Annotated in this window: 14 protein-coding genes; 4 read left to right on the top strand and 10 right to left on the bottom strand. The window is 61.6% G+C overall.

Going from position 1 to position 17,654, the window contains the following annotated elements; genetic code table 11:
• Positions 1 to 16 precede the first annotated feature (16 nt).
• The 10 genes from rhmD to AWB64_RS08645 form a co-directional block, all read right to left on the bottom strand.
• The gene (gene rhmD, locus AWB64_RS08690; RefSeq protein WP_060818273.1) at positions 17 to 1,195 is read right to left on the bottom strand and encodes an L-rhamnonate dehydratase; all 1,179 of its coding nucleotides are present in this window, start codon (positions 1,193 to 1,195) and stop codon (positions 17 to 19) included.
• A gap of 27 nt (positions 1,196 to 1,222) precedes the next feature.
• Positions 1,223 to 2,542, bottom strand: a complete 1,320-nt coding sequence (locus AWB64_RS08685; RefSeq protein WP_060818272.1) for an MFS transporter — start codon at positions 2,540 to 2,542, stop codon at positions 1,223 to 1,225.
• Positions 2,543 to 2,604: 62 nt separating this feature from the next.
• A complete protein-coding gene (locus AWB64_RS08680; protein WP_060818271.1) occupies positions 2,605 to 3,357 on the bottom strand; it encodes an SDR family NAD(P)-dependent oxidoreductase in 753 nt (250 codons plus the stop codon).
• Between the two features lie 175 nt (positions 3,358 to 3,532).
• Positions 3,533 to 3,922 carry a hypothetical protein gene (locus AWB64_RS08675; protein ID WP_060818428.1) on the bottom strand — a complete coding sequence of 130 codons (390 nt, stop codon included), beginning with the start codon at positions 3,920 to 3,922 and terminating at the stop codon, positions 3,533 to 3,535.
• A gap of 166 nt (positions 3,923 to 4,088) precedes the next feature.
• Positions 4,089 to 5,540, bottom strand: a complete 1,452-nt coding sequence (locus AWB64_RS08670; protein ID WP_082850399.1) for a heavy metal sensor histidine kinase — start codon at positions 5,538 to 5,540, stop codon at positions 4,089 to 4,091.
• Positions 5,537 to 6,223: a heavy metal response regulator transcription factor gene (locus AWB64_RS08665; protein WP_060818270.1), complete on the bottom strand. Its 687-nt coding sequence runs from the start codon at positions 6,221 to 6,223 to the stop codon at positions 5,537 to 5,539. The genes AWB64_RS08670 and AWB64_RS08665 overlap by 4 nt, the downstream gene beginning before the upstream one ends.
• Positions 6,224 to 6,273: 50 nt before the next feature.
• The gene (locus tag AWB64_RS08660) at positions 6,274 to 7,785 is read right to left on the bottom strand and encodes an efflux transporter outer membrane subunit (protein WP_060818269.1); all 1,512 of its coding nucleotides are present in this window, start codon (positions 7,783 to 7,785) and stop codon (positions 6,274 to 6,276) included.
• The gene (locus AWB64_RS08655; RefSeq protein ID WP_060818268.1) at positions 7,785 to 9,008 is read right to left on the bottom strand and encodes an efflux RND transporter periplasmic adaptor subunit; all 1,224 of its coding nucleotides are present in this window, start codon (positions 9,006 to 9,008) and stop codon (positions 7,785 to 7,787) included. Before AWB64_RS08655 ends, AWB64_RS08660 begins: the two co-directional genes overlap by 1 nt.
• A 21-nt stretch (positions 9,009 to 9,029) precedes the next feature.
• A complete protein-coding gene (locus tag AWB64_RS08650) occupies positions 9,030 to 12,248 on the bottom strand; it encodes an efflux RND transporter permease subunit (RefSeq protein WP_060818267.1) in 3,219 nt (1,072 codons plus the stop codon).
• A 308-nt stretch (positions 12,249 to 12,556) separates the two neighbouring features.
• Positions 12,557 to 13,435: a LysR substrate-binding domain-containing protein gene (locus tag AWB64_RS08645; RefSeq protein WP_060818266.1), complete on the bottom strand. Its 879-nt coding sequence runs from the start codon at positions 13,433 to 13,435 to the stop codon at positions 12,557 to 12,559.
• Positions 13,436 to 13,572: 137 nt separating this feature from the next.
• Here AWB64_RS08645 and argH point away from each other — a divergent pair, with 137 nt between their 5' ends.
• The 4 genes from argH to AWB64_RS08625 all read left to right on the top strand — a co-directional run bounded on the left by argH (position 13,573) and on the right by AWB64_RS08625 (position 17,603).
• Positions 13,573 to 15,006 (top strand): argininosuccinate lyase, encoded by a 1,434-nt coding sequence (argH, locus tag AWB64_RS08640; protein WP_060818265.1) that lies wholly within the window; start codon positions 13,573 to 13,575, stop codon positions 15,004 to 15,006.
• Positions 15,000 to 15,896, top strand: a complete 897-nt coding sequence (locus AWB64_RS08635) for an amino acid ABC transporter permease (protein ID WP_060818264.1) — start codon at positions 15,000 to 15,002, stop codon at positions 15,894 to 15,896. Before argH ends, AWB64_RS08635 begins: the two co-directional genes overlap by 7 nt.
• Positions 15,897 to 15,925: 29 nt before the next feature.
• A complete protein-coding gene (locus AWB64_RS08630; protein WP_060818263.1) occupies positions 15,926 to 16,690 on the top strand; it encodes an amino acid ABC transporter ATP-binding protein in 765 nt (254 codons plus the stop codon).
• 64 nt (positions 16,691 to 16,754) lie between these two features.
• On the top strand, positions 16,755 to 17,603 hold the full coding sequence (locus AWB64_RS08625) for an ABC transporter substrate-binding protein (RefSeq protein WP_060818262.1): 849 nt from the start codon (positions 16,755 to 16,757) through the stop codon (positions 17,601 to 17,603).
• Positions 17,604 to 17,654: the final 51 nt, after the last annotated feature.

Here is a 17,654-nt window from a genome sequence, read left to right as displayed (position 1 = left end):
TCAGTGTCTCAGTGTTTCAGTGTGAATAAGGACGCGTCAACGTGCATTCAGGATTGAGACGCACGCCGAAGCCGGGCGTCTCCGGCACTTTCATCCGGCCGTTCACGGGCACGGGTTCATCGAGCAGAAGCGGGTTGAACATGGGCACGACTTCATCGGCCTTGGGCGCCATCATCAGGAACTCGGCGAACGGCGAGTTATGGCGTGTGACAACAAAGTGATAGCTATACACCGATGAACCATGCGGCACCACAAGCACGTTATGCGCGTCGGCGAGCGCCGATATCTTGATCAGTTCGGTGATACCGCCGCACCATCCAACGTCAGGCTGCACGAGATCGGCGCAACCCATTTCAAACAGCATGCGAAAACCCCAGCGCGTGGCTTCATGCTCGCCTGTTGTCACCATCATGCCGCGCGGCACCGAACGGCGCAGTTCGGCGTAACCCCAATAGTCGTCGGGCGGCAGCGCTTCTTCAATCCACTTCAGGCCGTATTCTTTTGCCGCGTGCGCGAGACGCGTTGCATAGTTGAGGTCGAGGCTCATCCAGCAATCGAACATCAGCCAGAAATCGTCGCCCACCTTGGCGCGCATGTCGGCGAGTTTCGCGATGTTCTTCGCGAGCCCTTCTTCGCCCTCCGCCGGTCCATGCTGCAAAGGCATTTTCCCGCCAATAAACCCCATCTCCTTCGCCAGATCCGGGCGCGCGCCGGTTGCATAGAATTGCAGTTCGTCGCGAACGGGACCGCCCAGCAGGTGAAACACCGGCTCCTTGCGCACCTTCGCGAGCAGGTCCCACAATGCGAGATCCACGCCCGATATAGCGTTGAGCACAATGCCCTTGCGCCCGTAATAGAGCGTAGCGAAATACATCTGGTCCCACATCTTTTCAATGTCGGTCACACGCTGGCCCTCAAGAAATCTAGCCAGATGCTTCTCCACGATAAACGCGCCGATCTCGCCGCCCGTGGTCACCGCGAAGCCAACCGTGCCATCGCTCGCCTCGATCTCGACCACGAGCGAGCCGAGTACGTTGAGCCCGAACGATTGCCGGCTTTGGCGGTATTCAGGGTAACGCGCCATTGGCGTGGAGACGTGATCATCGATCCAGTGATCGGCGCCCTGGTCGTGATAATCAGCGCCACCGCCTCGCACGGTAAAAGCGCGGACGTGGCGAATGGTGGGCATGGACATGATCGGACTCCGTTCGAATGCTGATGTTCAGGATACCTTGGCGCTTTCGCCAGGCGTGTAAGCAGAGGTTCGCGCAGGCCGCACGAACACGATGATCGCAACCGCCGCGAGCACGGCAACGAGGCCGAGCAGCACAAGCCCGGCGCTGGTCGAATCGTAGGCGCGCTCGGCGCTCGTGCGGACCATGGGCGCAACAAATCCGCCGAGGCTGCCGAGCGAGTTGATGAGTGCAATCGCGCCCGCCGCCGCAGCGCCTGTCAGATAGTGCGTGGGAAAGGTCCAGAAGAGCGGTTGCGCGGCAATCAGCCCGCTGGCCGCGAAACACAGCGCAATCAGGGCAATCAGCGGTTGACCCGCGAGTCCAGATATCGCGATGCCCAGGCCCGCCACCACGAGCAAAACAACGGCCAGACGCCGGTGCTGAGCATGACGGTCGGCAAAACGCGGCACAATCCACGTCACGAGCACGGCGCACAGCCACGGAATTGCCGTCACGAAACCGACCTTCGCGCCGACGTGCGCGCGCATCAGCGCAGCCACTTGCTGCGGCAAGTAAAAGATCACGCCATACACGGACATCTGGATCAGGAAATACGCCGCCGACAGGATCAGCACCCGGGGATCGACCAATGCTGCAAGCACGGAACGAGGACCATGCGCGGACGCGGTCTGTGCATCATGAGCGAGTCGCGAGATCAACAAGTCACGTTGTGACGCATTGAGCCAGCGAGCCCTGGATGGGTTGTTGTCGAGATACCAGAATGCCCATACGCCAACCAGCGAAGCAAGTACGCCTTCAACCAGAAAGAGCCACTGCCATCCGGCAAAACCCAGCGCGCCATGCAAGTCGAGCAACGCGCCAGACAGCGGACTGCCAAAGATGAATGCGAGTGGCGCGCCAAAATAAAACACGCCCAACGCACGTGCCCGCGCGGATTGCGGAAACCATTGCGTGAGGTAGTAGACAATGCCCGGGAAAAAGCCCGCTTCCGCCACGCCGAGCGCGAAGCGCAGGACATAGAACGCCGTGGCCGTATGCGCGAACGCCATGGCCGCCGATACCAGCCCCCACGTCACCATGATGCGGCACATCCAGAGCTTCGCGCCCACCCGATGCAGCAACAGGTTGCTCGGCACTTCGAAGAGCGCATAGCCCACGAAGAACACGCCCGCGCCGAATGCGAAGGCGGCGTTCGATAAGCCCGTATCGTGCTGAAGCGCTTTCTGGGCAAAGCCAATGTTCGCCCGATCGAGAAACGCCAGCATGTACATCAGCAGCAGAAACGGCAGCAGACGGCGCATCACGCGAGCGGTGACGGCGTCCTCCGCATTGGCGTGATCGCTCATGCGTGTCTCCGGATTTTGTTGTTTGCTACAACGTGAGCGTGCCCGCCCACAACACGCGCGTTTCAATAAGTTGCGCGGCCGCCCGACAGATCGAATACGGACGCCGTGCTGAACGCACAATCCTCGGAACTGAGCCACAAGATCAGCGAGGCCGCTTCCTCAGGCAGAAGGAAGCGGTTCATCGGGATCTTGGAGAGCATGTAGTCGATGTGCTGCTGCGACATCGAATCGAAAATCTCGGTCTTGGCGGCGGCAGGCGTCACCGCGTTCACCAGGATCCCGCGCGTGGCGAGTTCCTTGCCCAGCGACTTCGTCAGTCCGATAAGACCCGCCTTCGAAGCACTATAGTGCGACGCATTCGGGTTGCCTTCCTTGCCTGCCACGGAGGCGATGTTGACGATGCGCCCATAGCCTTCCTTAAGCATGTGCGGCACGATTGCGCGGCAAGTCAGATACGGGCCGATCAGGTTCACGTCGATCACGCGCCGCCATACATCGGGTGCAAGCTCCCATGTCGTGCCGTTGCCACCTGTTATACCCGCGCAGTTGATCAGCACGTCGATCTTGCGATGGGTTTCCAACGTCTGCCGAACCGCCTGTTCAACCGATACTTCCTCGGTCAGTTCGACCACCGCAGTGCTGACCTTCCCGCCCTTCGAGAGTTCACCGCGTGCGCGCTCGAGCCGCTCGCCGTCGATGTCCCACAATGCGACCTCCGCGCCCGACGCCAACGCGCGCTGCGCCACCGCATAACCGATACCGCGCGCGCCGCCGGTAATCACCACGGTTCGTCCCGCCAGATCGATCTGGTTCATCGTGTCTCCTTTTAGATATTTTGGCTGTTGGAAACACTATAAGGGCCGAGTCATAGCCGAACAATCCGAGTATTTAATGATGTGATAGCTAAATCGGATCGCAGCGGCGGTGACACGCTTTGTGCCGAGATACGCCATCACGCGACCTCGTGGCTGGCGAACCAAAACCATGCTGTCATTTTTCGCTTGCTGCAAGCCTGGGCTTCACGCCGCGCTTGCGAGGTTTCGGCTCAACGCCCACGCGCGGATCGCGCGCGAGCACAAGCGCGGTCATCTTGCCGGCAATGCTTTCGAACGCCGGATCTGCTTGGGGTATGTAGAGCCACTTCTTCAGCACCGGATGCGGCCGCAACTCAGGCATTTCATCGACGAGCGCAGCATGACGCTCTTGCGATGTGCACACGAGCAAACCGTTCCATGGTTCGTCGCGATCGGCGGCAACGAGGCATAGCAGCCCATCGATATACGCGGCGTCGCTGCCGAACATCCGCTTGGTAAGGTAGGTGGGATCGCGCTCGAAAGCTTCGAAAATCCAGACGAGGGAATTGCGCACGGACGATGGCATGGGCGTAACGAAGACCAGGGCAAAACCGAAGCATAAGCTACTCACCCAAGCGAACGAGTGGATGGGTTCCACCATTAGAGGAGGGGGCGCAGTCCCAGCTTCACCGCGCAGATCTTCCTGCATCCGCCCGCGCAATCGCGCATGGAGATACCGCTCCGCAGTTCGCTCACTGCCCAGCAGAAACTGTCTGCATCGTATTTTCGCCACGCGGTTCCTGCACGCGGACATCGGACGGACTTGGAGGTTGATCCACGATCTCCGATGCTTCCACCGAAAACCCGAACGTATTGGTCCCGCCCGCGCTCGTTGCGAACACCTGCCCGCCGTGCATTTCAGCCGTCGCTTTCACGATAGCCAGGCCCAATCCGTGATTTTCCCGGCTATTCGTGCGCGATACCTCTGCCCGATAAAACCGGTCGAACAAATGATCGAGGATATCGGGTTCGATGGCCTTCCCCGGATTCGCCACAGCCACGCGCACCTGATTGCCTTCACGCTGAATCGAGACGCTGATGCTCGATCCCGCCTCGCAATGCTGGATTGCGTTCATCAGCAAGTTGATGCACGCGCGGCCGAACAGGGATTTGTTGACCCGCACAAGCGCATCGCCGGTCGCAACCGCGCGCACTTGTGCCTCTTCCAGCGGTATCTCGAGAAATTCCAGCGTATGCGCGACTTCGGCTGCAAGCGATGTGTCGACGAGACCTGTCGCGCGTTCGCCCTGATCCGCGCGCGCGAGAAACAGCATGTCGTTGATGATCGCCCGCATGCGCCCGAACTCTTCAAGATTCGATTGCAGCGTCTGGCGCAGATCGTCCACCGAGCGGTTGCGCGTCAGCGCCACTTCGGTCTGCCCGATCAGGATGGTGACCGGCGTGCGCAGTTCGTGCGCAACGTCGGCGTTGAACGATTCGAGGCGTCCATACGCGGCGTCCAGGCGTTCGAGCGCGCCGTTGAACGAGTTGGCAAGATCGTTCAATTCAAGCGGCAGCGAACTCGTGTTAAGCCGCTGCGAGCGATTGTTCGGACTGACCGCGGAAGCATCGCGCGTGAGACGCGTGAGCGGCGCGAGGCCAATGCGCGTGACGGAATAGCTCAGCAGCAGCACGCCGAGGCTCCCCAGCGCCGACAACGCCGCAAGCGCGAAACCGAATGCCTGCATGGTCCGCGTGTTCGCCGCATAGCCCGCGCCAACCTGAAGCTGGACCGCCGGCCTGTCGCCATATGACGGAATTTCGATCGTGTTGACGAGCATGTCGCATTTGCCATCGCTCGGCCGGATGCGCTCGTAGCCGCCCAGCCAGCGATCGACTACGGGCCCGCTCATCGGTGTCCCGATCTGATACGCCGGATTGCTGCTCGTCACCGAATAACGGGTGTAACCGTCGCGCGGGGTCATGTCGGCGAGCCGTTCGCTCGCCATCTTCCATTTCTCGGGCGTGATCGCGTGATAGACGATGATCTTTGCAATCTCGCTGCGGTCATCGAGCGATTCGCGCAAGTGCTGTTCAAGCTGCGTGCGCAGGACCAGAAAGAGTCCCGTGCCGACGAGCGTAAACACAAACAGCGCGACCGCCGCGAACATGAAGGCCAGGCGCCGCGAGATCGATCGGTTCATGATGCCGCCGCGTCGTCGCGGACCTCGAGAACGTAACCCATGCCGCGCACGGTGTGCAGCAGCTTGGTTCGAAACGGACCGTCGAGCTTCGCGCGCAGTCGCTTGATTGCGGTTTCCACCACGTTCGTATGGCTGTCGAAATTGACTTCCCAGACCAGTTCCGTGATGGCGGTCTTCGAAAGAATATCGCCCTGGCGGCGCGCCAGCACGCTCAGCAACTGGAACTCCTTCGCGGTCAGGTCGAGACGAATGCCGTCGCGCGTGGCGCGCCGCCCGATCAGGTCCACATAAAGATCGCCGAGCGAGATCAGCGTGGATTCCTGCGCGCGCGTGCGCCGTGCGAGCGCATGCAGGCGCTCGACGAGTTCCAGGAATGAAAACGGTTTCGTCAGATAGTCGTCGGCGCCTTCGCGCAGGCCGCGCACGCGGTCGTTGATCTGGTCGCGCGCGGTCAGCATGATGACAGGCGTCGCTTTATGCGCCCGCAGCGACTTCAGCACGCTGAAACCGTCGCGCTTGGGCAGCATGACGTCCAGCACGATCACGTCGTAGTCGAACTCGATCGCGAGATGCGTGCCCTCCTCGCCGTCCAGCGCGACATCGACTATCCAGCCCTGCTCCGTCAACCCGGAGCGCAGGTAGTCGACCACCTTGTGTTCGTCTTCCACGATAAGGAGTTTCATGCGCGCCTTCTTATGTACGTTCTTCCATTATAGGAAACGTAATGGCTCTGTCACTGCGATGGCGGCGGATTCGCCGCCATTGTGTCGCCCGTCGCGGGCGCGGGTGACTTCGCCCCGGCCATGGGATTCACAGGTGTGTTCACATCCCATCCGCCGCCCAGCGCCTTCACCAGCGATACCGACAACGTCAGTTGCTGCCCGTGAATCTGCACATCCTGACGCTCGCTCGTGAGCAGCGATTGCTGCGCGGTGATCACATCGAGGAAAGCGACGAGACCGCCCGAATAGCGGTCGTTCGCGAGCTGCAACAAGCGCCGCGCGTCGGTCACCGCTTCCTGCGACTCTTTCGCGGCCGCATCGAGCACGGATAGACCCGTCACGCCGTCCTGGACCTGCTGGAATGCATTGAGCACCGTCTGCCGATAGTTCGCCTCAGCCGCCTGATAACCGGCGCTTGCGAAATCGACGTTGGCGGCGCGCCGGCCGCCATCGAAAATCACCTGGCCAACGGTCGCGCCCAACGTCCACATCAATGTCGGCGCGCTCAGCAGGCTGGCGAACTGCGTGCTTTCCCAGCCGATACCCGGCGTCAGCGCAAGGCTCGGAAAATATGCGGCCTTCGCTACGCCGATCTGCGCGTTCGCGGCGGCCATCGCGCGTTCCGCCGACGCAATATCCGGACGCCGTTGCAGCAGATCGCTCGGCAGACCCAATGGAATGACGGGCGTGCTTGCATCGATCACCTTCGGCGCAATCGCGAATTGCGGCGCGGGAATCCCGATCAGCGCGGCGATGGCGTGTTCGAATTGCGCGCGCTGATTGAGCAACAGGCGCGCTTGCACGCGGGTGGTATCGAGTTCAGATTTCTGCTGCAGCACGTCAAGGCCCGACACCGAGCCCAGATCGTGCTGCGTGGTCACATAGTCGAGCGCCTTCTGCTGCAGCACCACGGAGCGGTTCAGCACGTCGATCTCGGCGTCGAGTTCGCGCATCGAAAAATAATCGCTGGCGAGGTCCGTGCTCAGCACGAGGCGCGCGTTCGCGAGATCGTCGGCGGATTGCTCGGCGGACGCCGTCGCGCTCTCTATCTCGCGGCGAATCCGGCCAAACAGGTCCGTGTCGTAGTCGATGGTGGGACCGACCTTGATGTCGTTTTGCACCGTCGATTGCGTGGGCGTGCCGTAGTTGGTACGCGGGCGGTTCTGCGAAATGCGCGCCCGTTCGCCGGTCGCGCCAAGATCCACTTCGGGCAAGCGTTGCGCTGTGTTGTTGGCAAGCGTCGCGCGCGCCTGCGCGTAATGCGCGCTCGCGGCGGCAAGGGTCTGGTTTTGCGCCAGCGCCTGCTCTTCGAAACCGTTGAGCGTTGTGTCGCCGTAGCTCGTCCACCAGTCAGCGCCAAGCGGCGCGTGCGATGGCGCTGCCACGTGCCAATACGAGTCCGTGCGCCACTCGGGCGGCGTCTCGGCGACAGGCCGCTTGTAGTCGGGCCCGACCGTGCAGGCCGACAGAAGCACCGCTCCCGCCGCCAGCGCTCCGAGTTGCATGATCCGGCGCACAGCCATCACGACGTCCCCTTTTTCACGGGCTTGGGCGGCGCGATCTGAACCGGGTCGCCGTCCGCAATGGAATCGCTGGGATTGATGATGATCTTGTCGCTCTGCTCTATGCCGCTTTCGATTTCCAGCGACCGGCCAAGGTCCTGCGCAATCACGATCTTGCGCAGCACGACCTTGCCGTTGCCATCGACCACGGCAACCCGCGGCCCTTCGGCGCGAAACAGCAGCACGTTGCCGGGCACGACCAGCGGCGCGCGCGCGACGCCGGGCAGCGCCACCTGAACATAGGCGCCCGGGCGCAGCTTGTTGTCCGGATTGGGCAAGCGGACTTCCACTTGCAGCGAACGCGTGGCGACGTCGATTGCACCCGAAATATTCGCGATGCTGCCATGGAACTGCTGCCCCGGCAGTTCCGCCTGCGTGACGATCACGTCCTGCCCGGGCTTCACGTTCTGCGCATAGGCCTGCGGCAATTGCACATACACGCGCAACGGATCGGACTGCGCCATGGCGAAAAGCGCGCGGCTTGCGCCGCTGCCGGCATCGATAAGATCGCCCACGTCCACGTTGCGCTGCGTCACCACGCCCGTGAACGGCGCCACGATGCGCTTGAACGACTCCAGCTGCTTCAGGCGCTGTACGTTTGCATTCGCCGCCGCGAGATTCGCGACGCCCTGGTTATAGGTGCTCTGGCGTTCGTCGAGTTCCTGCTGGGACACGGCATCGCGTTGACGCAATTGCTGCCAGCGCGTGAACGAACTCTTGGCAAGCACGAGGCTCGACGCCGTCTGGTCCCGCTGCGCAACGGCCTGCGCAAGTTCCTGATCGATCTCGGGTGTATCGAGCGTGGCGAGCAACTGGCCTTGCTTCACGCGTGCGCCAATATCCGCGTACCAATGCAGCAGATATCCCGTCGCGCGTGCATAAATGGGTGACTCCACATAGCCGCGCAAGGTGCCCGGCAGTACCGTCTCGCCGCCGTTTTCCGCCGGCTTGGGCGAGATCACATTCACGTACACCTTGGCGTTCTGCTGCGAGGTTGCGACCGCCGCGCGCCCTTCCGACATGTTCGACACGACTGTACGCACAGCGCCCGCCGCAAGCACGATCAGGACGATCACCACCGCGATCTTGGCGCGTTTCCATTCGCGGCTGCGGGGCGGCAACGCGTGGCCGTCCTCGGTTTCCCTGACGGGAATCGCCAGCGATGCATGAGTTTTTTCGGTCATATCGATATCGGTCAGGCAGGTTTAACTTGGGGCATGTTCGGGGGCGCCATGGCCGGCGCCGTCGTGGCCGCCGCGATCGTCATGGTCATCGTCCGGACGCGCGTGCCGCCGGGCCAGCCGGCTATGAATGCCCGCAAAAATAAGCGGCACGAAAAAGAGTGTGGACACGGTCGCGAACAGCAGGCCACCGATCACCGCTCGGCCGAGCGGCGCATTTTGCTCGGCGCCTTCGCCGAGACCCAGCGCCATCGGAATCATGCCGATGATCATTGCAAAAGCCGTCATCAGCACCGGCCGGATCCGGCTCGCGCCGGCTTCGAGCGCAGCGGTAAGCGGCGGCGCGCCCGCCTGCAGGCGCTGCCGTGCGAACGACACCATCAGGATACTGTTCGCGGTCGCCACACCCATGGTCATGATCGCGCCCGTCAGCGCCGGCACGCTCAGGTGGGTGCCGGTGAGGAACAGCATCCATACGATCCCGGCGAGCGCCGCCGGCAACGCGCTGATGATGATCAGCGGGTCGATCCACGACTGGAAATTCACCACGATCAGCAAGTACACCAGCACGATAGCCATGGCAACGCCCACGCCCAGTCCCAGGAACGAAGAGCGCATGGTCGCGACCTGTCCGCGCACGGTGATCTGACTGCCGCGCGGCAGTTTCGCGCGCGCCTGGTCCACGAGCTTGTCCACCTGCTTGGCGACGCCGCCCAGGTCACGTCCCTCGACGCTCACGAATACGTCGATGACCGGCTTGATGTTATAGCGCGACACCACGGCGAACTGGCTTTGGGGAGACATCCGCACGAGGTTGCCGAGCAGTTGCGTTGGACCCGTAGCGCTGCCGGAAACCGGCGTGCGCAGCAATTCGTCGACGGACGAAACCTGGTACTGCGGCGTCTGCACCGCGACCTGATACTCCACGCCGTTCTGGTTGTTGAACCAGAAACCCGGCGACGTCTGCGAGCTGCCCGAAAGCGATACCAGCACGTTCTGCGCGACGTTGCTCGCCGTCAGGTTGAGCTGTTGCAGCCGCGTGCGGTCCATCTGAAGGTTAAGCGCCGGCTGATCGAGCTTTTGCTGGATGTGGGTGTCGACCGTACCGGGGATCTGGCGGATCTGCTTCATCAAACCCGCGGCGATATCGAAATTGGCGCGCTGGTTGGCGCCGGAAATCTGCACATCGACCGCGGCCGGTAAACCAAAGTTCAGGATCTGCGTGACGATGTCCGCTGGCTGGAAAAAGAAGTCCACGCCCGGGAATCGTTGCGGCAGCAGTGCGCGCAGCTTGTCTACATAACCCGCGGTTGGATCGTGGTCGGGCTTGAGCGCCACCTGGATTTCGCCGTCGAGCGTGCCGATCGTTCCAGCGTTGCTGTATGAGAGATTGATACCGCTATAAGGCAGGCCGAGATTGTCGAGGATGGTTCCGAGCTGATCGGCGGGCACGACCTCGCGCACCACGCGTTCAACGTCGTCCGCGAGCCGCGCCGTTTCTTCGATCCGCGTACCTGTGGGAGCGCGCATGTGAAGCCGGATATTGCCGGAATCGACGCTCGGAAAGAAGTCTTCGCCGAGCACGAAAACAAGTCCGACCGACAGCACGCAGAAGCCGAGAAAACCCGCCGCAAACACACGGCGGCGTACCAGCAGCGTGCTCAGGATCACGATGTAAGTGGCGCGCATCCGTTCGAAGCCGGCATCGAAACGATGATACAAGCGCATGAACAGATTCGGCTTCGCGCCATTCTTGGGCTTGTGCGCATGGCCCATCAGCAGCATGGCGAGGGTCGGCACGAGCGTACGCGAGAGCACGTAGGACGCGAGCATGGCGAACACCACGGCTTCCGCGAGCGGCACGAACAGGAACTTCGCAACGCCGGTGAGGAAGAACATCGGCACGAACACAATGCAGATACACAGGGTCGATACCAGCGCAGGGATCGCGATTTCCCCGGCGCCTTCGAGAATCGCCTCGTGCAGGTCCGTGCCCATGTGCAAATGCCGCTCGATATTCTCGATGGTCACCGTCGCGTCATCCACCAGGATACCCACCGCGAGCGCGAGGCCGCCAAGCGTCATGATGTTGATGGTCTGGCCGAGCGCATGCAGCGCCAGCAGCGACGACAGAATGGACAGCGGAATCGAGATCGCGATGATGCAGGTGCTGCGCCAGTTGCCGAGAAAAAGCAGGATCATCGCGGCGGTGAGCGCGGCTGCGATCACCGCCTCCTTGATCACGCCCTGCACAGCGGCCTTCACGAACACGGACTGATCGAAGAGCGCCGTGATGGTGAGGTCTTCCGGCAACGAAGCCTTGGCGTTCGGCAAGATGGCGCGCAATGAATTGACGATGGACAGCGTCGACGCACTGCCGTTCTTCATGACCGATATCAGCACGCCGCGCTGCCCGTTCTGGCGCACGATATTCGTCTGCGGAGAAAAACCATCGCGCACGTGGGCGACTTCACGCAGGTAAGTCGTCGCGCCGTTCACCGTGCGCACGGGAATATCGTTCAACGCGGCGATGGTCGCAGGCGACCCGTTCATGTTGATCGTGTATTCCTTCGGGCCGATCTTGGCCGTACCCGTTGGCAGGATCAGGTTCTGCGCGTTGAAGGCGCTGACCACGTCGGACGGCGTGAGCCCTTTTGCCAGCAACGCGCGCGTGTTCAGGTCGACGGAAATCAGGCGGCTCTTGCCGCCGTACGGATACGGCACCGACGCGCCCGGAATGGTCACGAGTTGCGGGCGCAAGAAGTTCAGCGCCGAATCGTTCAGGTCCTGTTCGGAGAGCGTCGTGCTCGACAATCCAAGCTGGATCACCGGAATGCTCGACGCCGAGTAGCTCAGCACGAGCGGCGGCGTGGCGCCCGGCGGCATCTGTTTCAATTGCGCCTGTTCCACCGCCACCGTCTGTGCAATTGCGGTCTGGATGTTCGCGTTGGGCTGCAGGAAAACCTTCAGGATGGCGATGCCCGGCAGCGACTGCGACTCCACATGCTCAATGTCGTTGACCGTTGTGGTGAGGCTGCGCTCGTTGACCTGGGCTATCCGGTTCGCCATGTCCTCGGCGGAAAGGCCCGTATATGTCCAGATGATGCTGACGACCGGAATATTGATTTCCGGCAGGACGTCGACAGGCGTTGTCAGGAGCGCAAACGGCGTTGCCAACAGGATCATGATGGCCATCACGATGAACGTGTATGGCCGCTTCAGCGCAACGTTGACGATCCACATTAAGACGTGCTCAAAAAAGCGGGAAAGAAAAATCACCGGCCGGTGCCGGAGACCAGCGCACGTGGCGAGCCTGGCGGCGAGCGTAACCGCCGGAAGTAACAAACCACCGACGCCCGCATCTTAGCGGCAACGTACCAACACCTACATGGCGCCAAAATGGCAGAATTGTCAGAAATTTCTGATGCAGCGTGATGTAGCTTTAGGAAAACAATAAATTCAGCGTACGCCTCGGACCTTGACCAAATCGACATTAAAAACGAGTTCCTGATAGGGATTTACCCGCGTACGCTCCCACACGGCGTCACCAGCTAACGGAGTTTTTCATTCACCCACGTCATGAAGGCGGCCACCAGAGGCGACTCCACCAGTTCGTTTCTACACACCCAGTAGTACGCGTATTTCGACGGCACGGAGATACGAAACGGGCGGATAAGGGTGCCGTCGGCGAGATCGTCGCGAACTGAAACGCTGTCGCCGAGCGCCACGCCCTGCCCGCGCACCGCCGCCTCGATTCCCACGTGCGCAATGCCGATCTCCAGAATGCGCAGTCCCGCCAGCTTGTCCGCGGAGGCTTCGGCGAGCCAGCGCATCCATGAACTGGCGTGCTCGCAGAACAAGGTCCGGTTCGCCAGGTCCTGCACCGTGCGCAACGCGCGCGGACCATTCATCAAGGCAGGACTCACGACCGGGAACAAGACCGGATGTGTGATCAGCTTTACGTCACGATCCCGCCAGCGGCCTTCGCCGTAACGCATGCAAAGGTCGACATCGGAGGAATAGATTTCCTTGTCGTCATTCGATGGAATCACCTTGAGGTTGACCGCTGGAAAGTGCTCCAGGAAGTCGCCGATATGCCGTGCAAGCCAGCGCGAGGTGAACAGCAGCGGCGCCGATACCACCAGATCGCCCGCAATTGCCGGGGAATCGAGCCTGACCACGGCGGTTGCGATCATGTCGAACGCGGCCTTGACCGGCTGGAGCAACGCTTCTCCCGCAGGCGTCAACTTTACGCGCGCCTTCGACCGGACGAACAATGCCACGCCCAGCGTGCTTTCCAGCACCCGCACCTGATGACTGACGGCGCTCGCGGTGACATTGAGTTCGTCGGCGGCGGACGCGACCGTGCCATGGCGGGCCGTCGCTTCGAAGGCGCGTAACGGGTTGAGCGGCGGCAATCTATGGCGCATGGGAAGTCCGGAGATGCTGAGAAAAATTTGATTGGAAGCGAATTAAATTCTCTGTACAAGCAGAAAATTTGTATGTTTAAGCTGGACGTAATCCTTGGACGCATCCACTCAGACTCGACCACATTCAGGCAAAACGCATGAACACGACCGCAGCAACCGAACGCCTCTGGGGCGGCCGCTTCAAATCAGGACCGTCGCTGGCGCTGGAAAATCTTTCGCGCTCGGACCCGAGCTTCTTTCGCCTTGCGCCCTACGATCTGGCCGGCTCGCGCGCCCACGCGAACGAACTGGAACGCGCGGGAATCCTGAACGCCGCCGAGCTTGAGCAGTTGCTCAACACGATGGATCAGATAGAGAAGGAGTTTCTGGCGGGAAAACTCCCACCCATCCTCGCCGATGAAGACGTCCACACGTTCCTTGAACGCGAGTTGACTCAGCGCCTGAAGGCGGTCGGCGGAAAACTGCGCGCGGGACGATCGCGCAACGACCAGGCCGCGAACGACCTGCGTCTGTATCTTCGGGACAAGGCGCGGAAACTCGCGGTGTCGGTGAACGAATTGCAGGATGCGCTGATTGCCCAGGCCGAAGCGCACGTGGAAACCGTCACGGCAGGCTTCACGCATTTGCAGCCGGCACAGCCGATTGTGTTCGCGCATCAATTGCTTGCACACGCGCAGTCGATCTATCGCGACGTGGACCGTCTGGTCGACTGGGACCGGCGCACGGCGCGCTCGCCACTAGGCGCGGCGGCGTTGGCGGGCTCCGCAATCTGCTTGCGCGCCGATCTGTCGGCCGCCGAACTCGGCTATGACGGCCCGTGCGAAAACTCGATCGACGCCGTTGCATCGCGCGATCACGTCGCCGAATTCACGTTCATCCTGAGCATGTTGTCGGTGAATCTTTCACGGCTCTCGGAAGAGGTGATCCTGTGGACATCGCGCCAGTTCCGCTGGGTCGAACTCGACGACGGCTACGCGACCGGCAGTTCGATCATGCCGCAGAAAAAGAACTCGGATATCGCGGAACTGACGCGCGGCAAGGCGGGCCGTTTGATAGGAAACCTGAGCGGTTTGCTTGCGACGCTCAAGTCGTTGCCGCTCGCGTACAACCGCGATCTGGCGGAAGACAAGATCGCGGCGTTCGACAGTATCGATACACTTGAACTCGTGCTGCCCGCCATGGCCGGTATGATCCGCACCATGCGCGTGAACGTGGACGAAATGCGGCGGCAGGCGCCGCTCGGGTTTACGCTTGCAACGGAAGTGGCCGACTGGCTCGCGCTGCGCGGCGTGCCATTCAGCGAGGCGCACGAGATCACCGGCGCACTGGTGCGCGCGTGCGAGCAGCAAGGCATTGAACTGGGCGACGTATCGGTCGCGACGCTTGCTCAAGTCGATGCACGGCTGGAAGCCAGCGTGCTCGATCACGTGACGCTCGACGCCGCGGTTGCAGCGCGCAGCGGTCATGGCGGCACGGCGCCCATTCGCGTGAAGGAGCAGATTGCGCGGCTGCGCGGTGCTATCGACAAACAGGCAGCCTGGGCGGCCGACTACAAGGGACCTTCATGCTGAGTGCCTCAAACGACCGTTCATCGAGTAGCCGCACCGCGCAGGATAGCGCTGGCGCCTTCGCCGATATCTCGCATTTCGAGCACGTTCCGCGACGTTATTACGGGCGCTACCTGGCGTCCGCCGTGATCCTCGCGATAGTCGGGTATATCGTCGTGGCGTTTGCGCGCGGGCAAATCGAATGGGCGGTCGTGGCGCGCTTCCTCACGGCCAAGTCGATCCTGACCGGCCTCGTCAATACCATCGTCATGACCGTCCTTGCGATGGCGCTTGGCATTGTGCTCGGCGTGATCGTGGCGATCATGCGTCTCTCGACCAACCCGGTGCTGCGCGGTGTCGCGCATGCCTATGTGTGGCTCTTTCGCGGCACGCCCGTGATCCTGCAGTTGCTGTTGTGGTTCAACCTGGCGCTGGTGTTTCCAGTCGTGGGCATTCCCGGATTGATCGAATTTCGCACCGTCGACATCATGACGCCGTTCCTCGCCGCATTGCTCGGGCTTGGTATCAACCAGGGGGCGTATACGTCGGAAGTCGTGCGCGCGGGTCTGCTTTCCGTCGATACCGGCCAGTACGAGGCCGCGAAGTCCATTGGCATGCCGAGATTGCAGGCGCTGCGCCGCATCATCCTGCCGCAGGCCATGCGCGTGATCGTGCCGCCCATTGGAAACGAATTGATTGGCATGGCTAAACTAACGTCGCTCGCAAGCGTGATCCAGTACGCCGAAATGCTGCACAACGCGGAGAACATCTACTACGCAAACGCACGGGTGATCGAGTTGCTGATGGTCGCGGGCGTCTGGTATCTCGTGATCGTCACCGTGCTTTCCATGCTGCAATCGCGCGTGGAAATCCGTTTTGCGCGCGGCGCCGGCCGTGCTTCCGCCAAGCAATGACGCAACCGAACACGGGAACCCACACAGTCATGAACCCTTTGGTCAAAGCCGTCGATCTGCGCAAGTCCTATGGCGAATTCCAGGCGCTGCACGGCGTTCATCTCGATGTCGAGCAGGGTGAAGTGCTTTGCATCATCGGGCCGTCGGGTTCTGGCAAGAGCACGTTCCTGCGCTGCATCAACCAGCTTGAAACCATCAGCGGCGGCGCGTTGTGGGTGAACGGCGAACTGGTTGGATACCGGCGCGTGGAGAACAAGCTCTATCCGCTGTCGGAAAAGCAGATGGCGCGACAGCGGCTTGCGACCGGCATGGTGTTCCAGCGCTTCAACCTGTTTCCGCACATGACCGCGCTGGAGAACGTGATCGAAGGGCCGGTCCAGGTGCTGAAGAAGAAGAAAACCGAGGCAATTGAAGAAGCGCGCGCGCTGCTGACGCGCGTTGGCCTCGGCCACAAGTGCGATGCGTTTCCGGTCGAATTGTCGGGCGGCCAGCAGCAGCGCGTGGCCATTGCGCGGGCGTTGGCGATGCATCCACAACTCATGCTCTTCGACGAACCCACTTCCGCGCTCGATCCCGAACTCGTGGGAGAAGTGCTGAGCGTGATGCGGGACCTCGCCAAAAGCGGCATGACGATGATCGTCGTTACGCACGAACTCGGCTTCGCGCGGGAAGTGGCGAACCGCGTGGTCTTCATGGATCAGGGCAGGATCGTGGAAACGGGCACGCCGGAACAGGTGCTGTCCCAACCGCAACAGCAGCGCACGCAGGACTTTATTTCGGCCGTGCTTTCCTGACAGGAAGAGCACGCGAGCAACGCAGTTCAACCTCAAACTCAATCCCTAGCTCAGGCGACTACTCATGATCGACTCCTTGTTCAGGCGCACCGTTGGCTGTTTCATGTTCGGGGCCATGACGCTGGCCGTGACGTTGACTGCGCCGTTTGCACACGCGCAGACGCCCGTAGGCGGCAAAGGCACGCTCACCGCCGCGATCGTCCCGAACTATCCGCCGTTCGAATACAAGGACCCCGCCACCGACGAACTGACCGGCTTCGACGTCGACCTCGGCCAGGCGCTCGCCGCCAAAATGGGCGTTAAGCTGAAGTGGGAAGAAACCAGTTTCGACCAGATGATGAGCGCGCTCACCACGCATCGCGTGGACGCAATCCTGTCGGGCATGACCGACTTGCCGGCGCGGCGCGAGTCGGTGAACTTTCTCGATTACATCAAGACCGGGCCGCAGTTCTATACGTTGAAGGCGCGTGGCGGCGAGTACGCGCAAATGGACGCGGTATGCGGCAAACGCGTGGGATCGAGCCGGCGCACGTCGTTTCCCGACGACACGAAACATTGGAGCGACGAGCATTGCGTGAAAGCCGGCAAGCCGGCGATCGTGGTAGTAGGCACGGACGGTTCAGCCGATGCCCGCCTGCAACTGCGTCAAGGACGCCTCGACGCCGCGGTGCAAGGCGGCGAGACCTTGCCATATCAGAACACGCTGGAAAAAGATGCATACGCGCCCATCGGGCAGCCGTTCCTCCTGCAATACACGGCCATCGGCATGGCGAAGGACAACGCCGCGTTGAGCGACGCCATGACGCAAGCATTCGGCAAACTGCTCGCCGATGGCACCTACAAGAAGATCCTGACGAAATGGGGCTTGCAGGACCATGCGGTAACGAAGGTGGTGATCAATTCGCAGGAGTGAGCGCTCGCACCCGGACAAAGTGGCTTGGTGAATTTTTCGAAATTGGCTCTT

Origin of the sequence: Caballeronia sordidicola, from assembly GCF_001544455.2 — a bacterium.
Taxonomy (GTDB): domain Bacteria; phylum Pseudomonadota; class Gammaproteobacteria; order Burkholderiales; family Burkholderiaceae; genus Caballeronia; species Caballeronia sordidicola.
The sequence above is the reverse complement of the archived record's forward strand: the minus strand, read 5'-3'. Positions and strand labels throughout refer to the sequence as shown.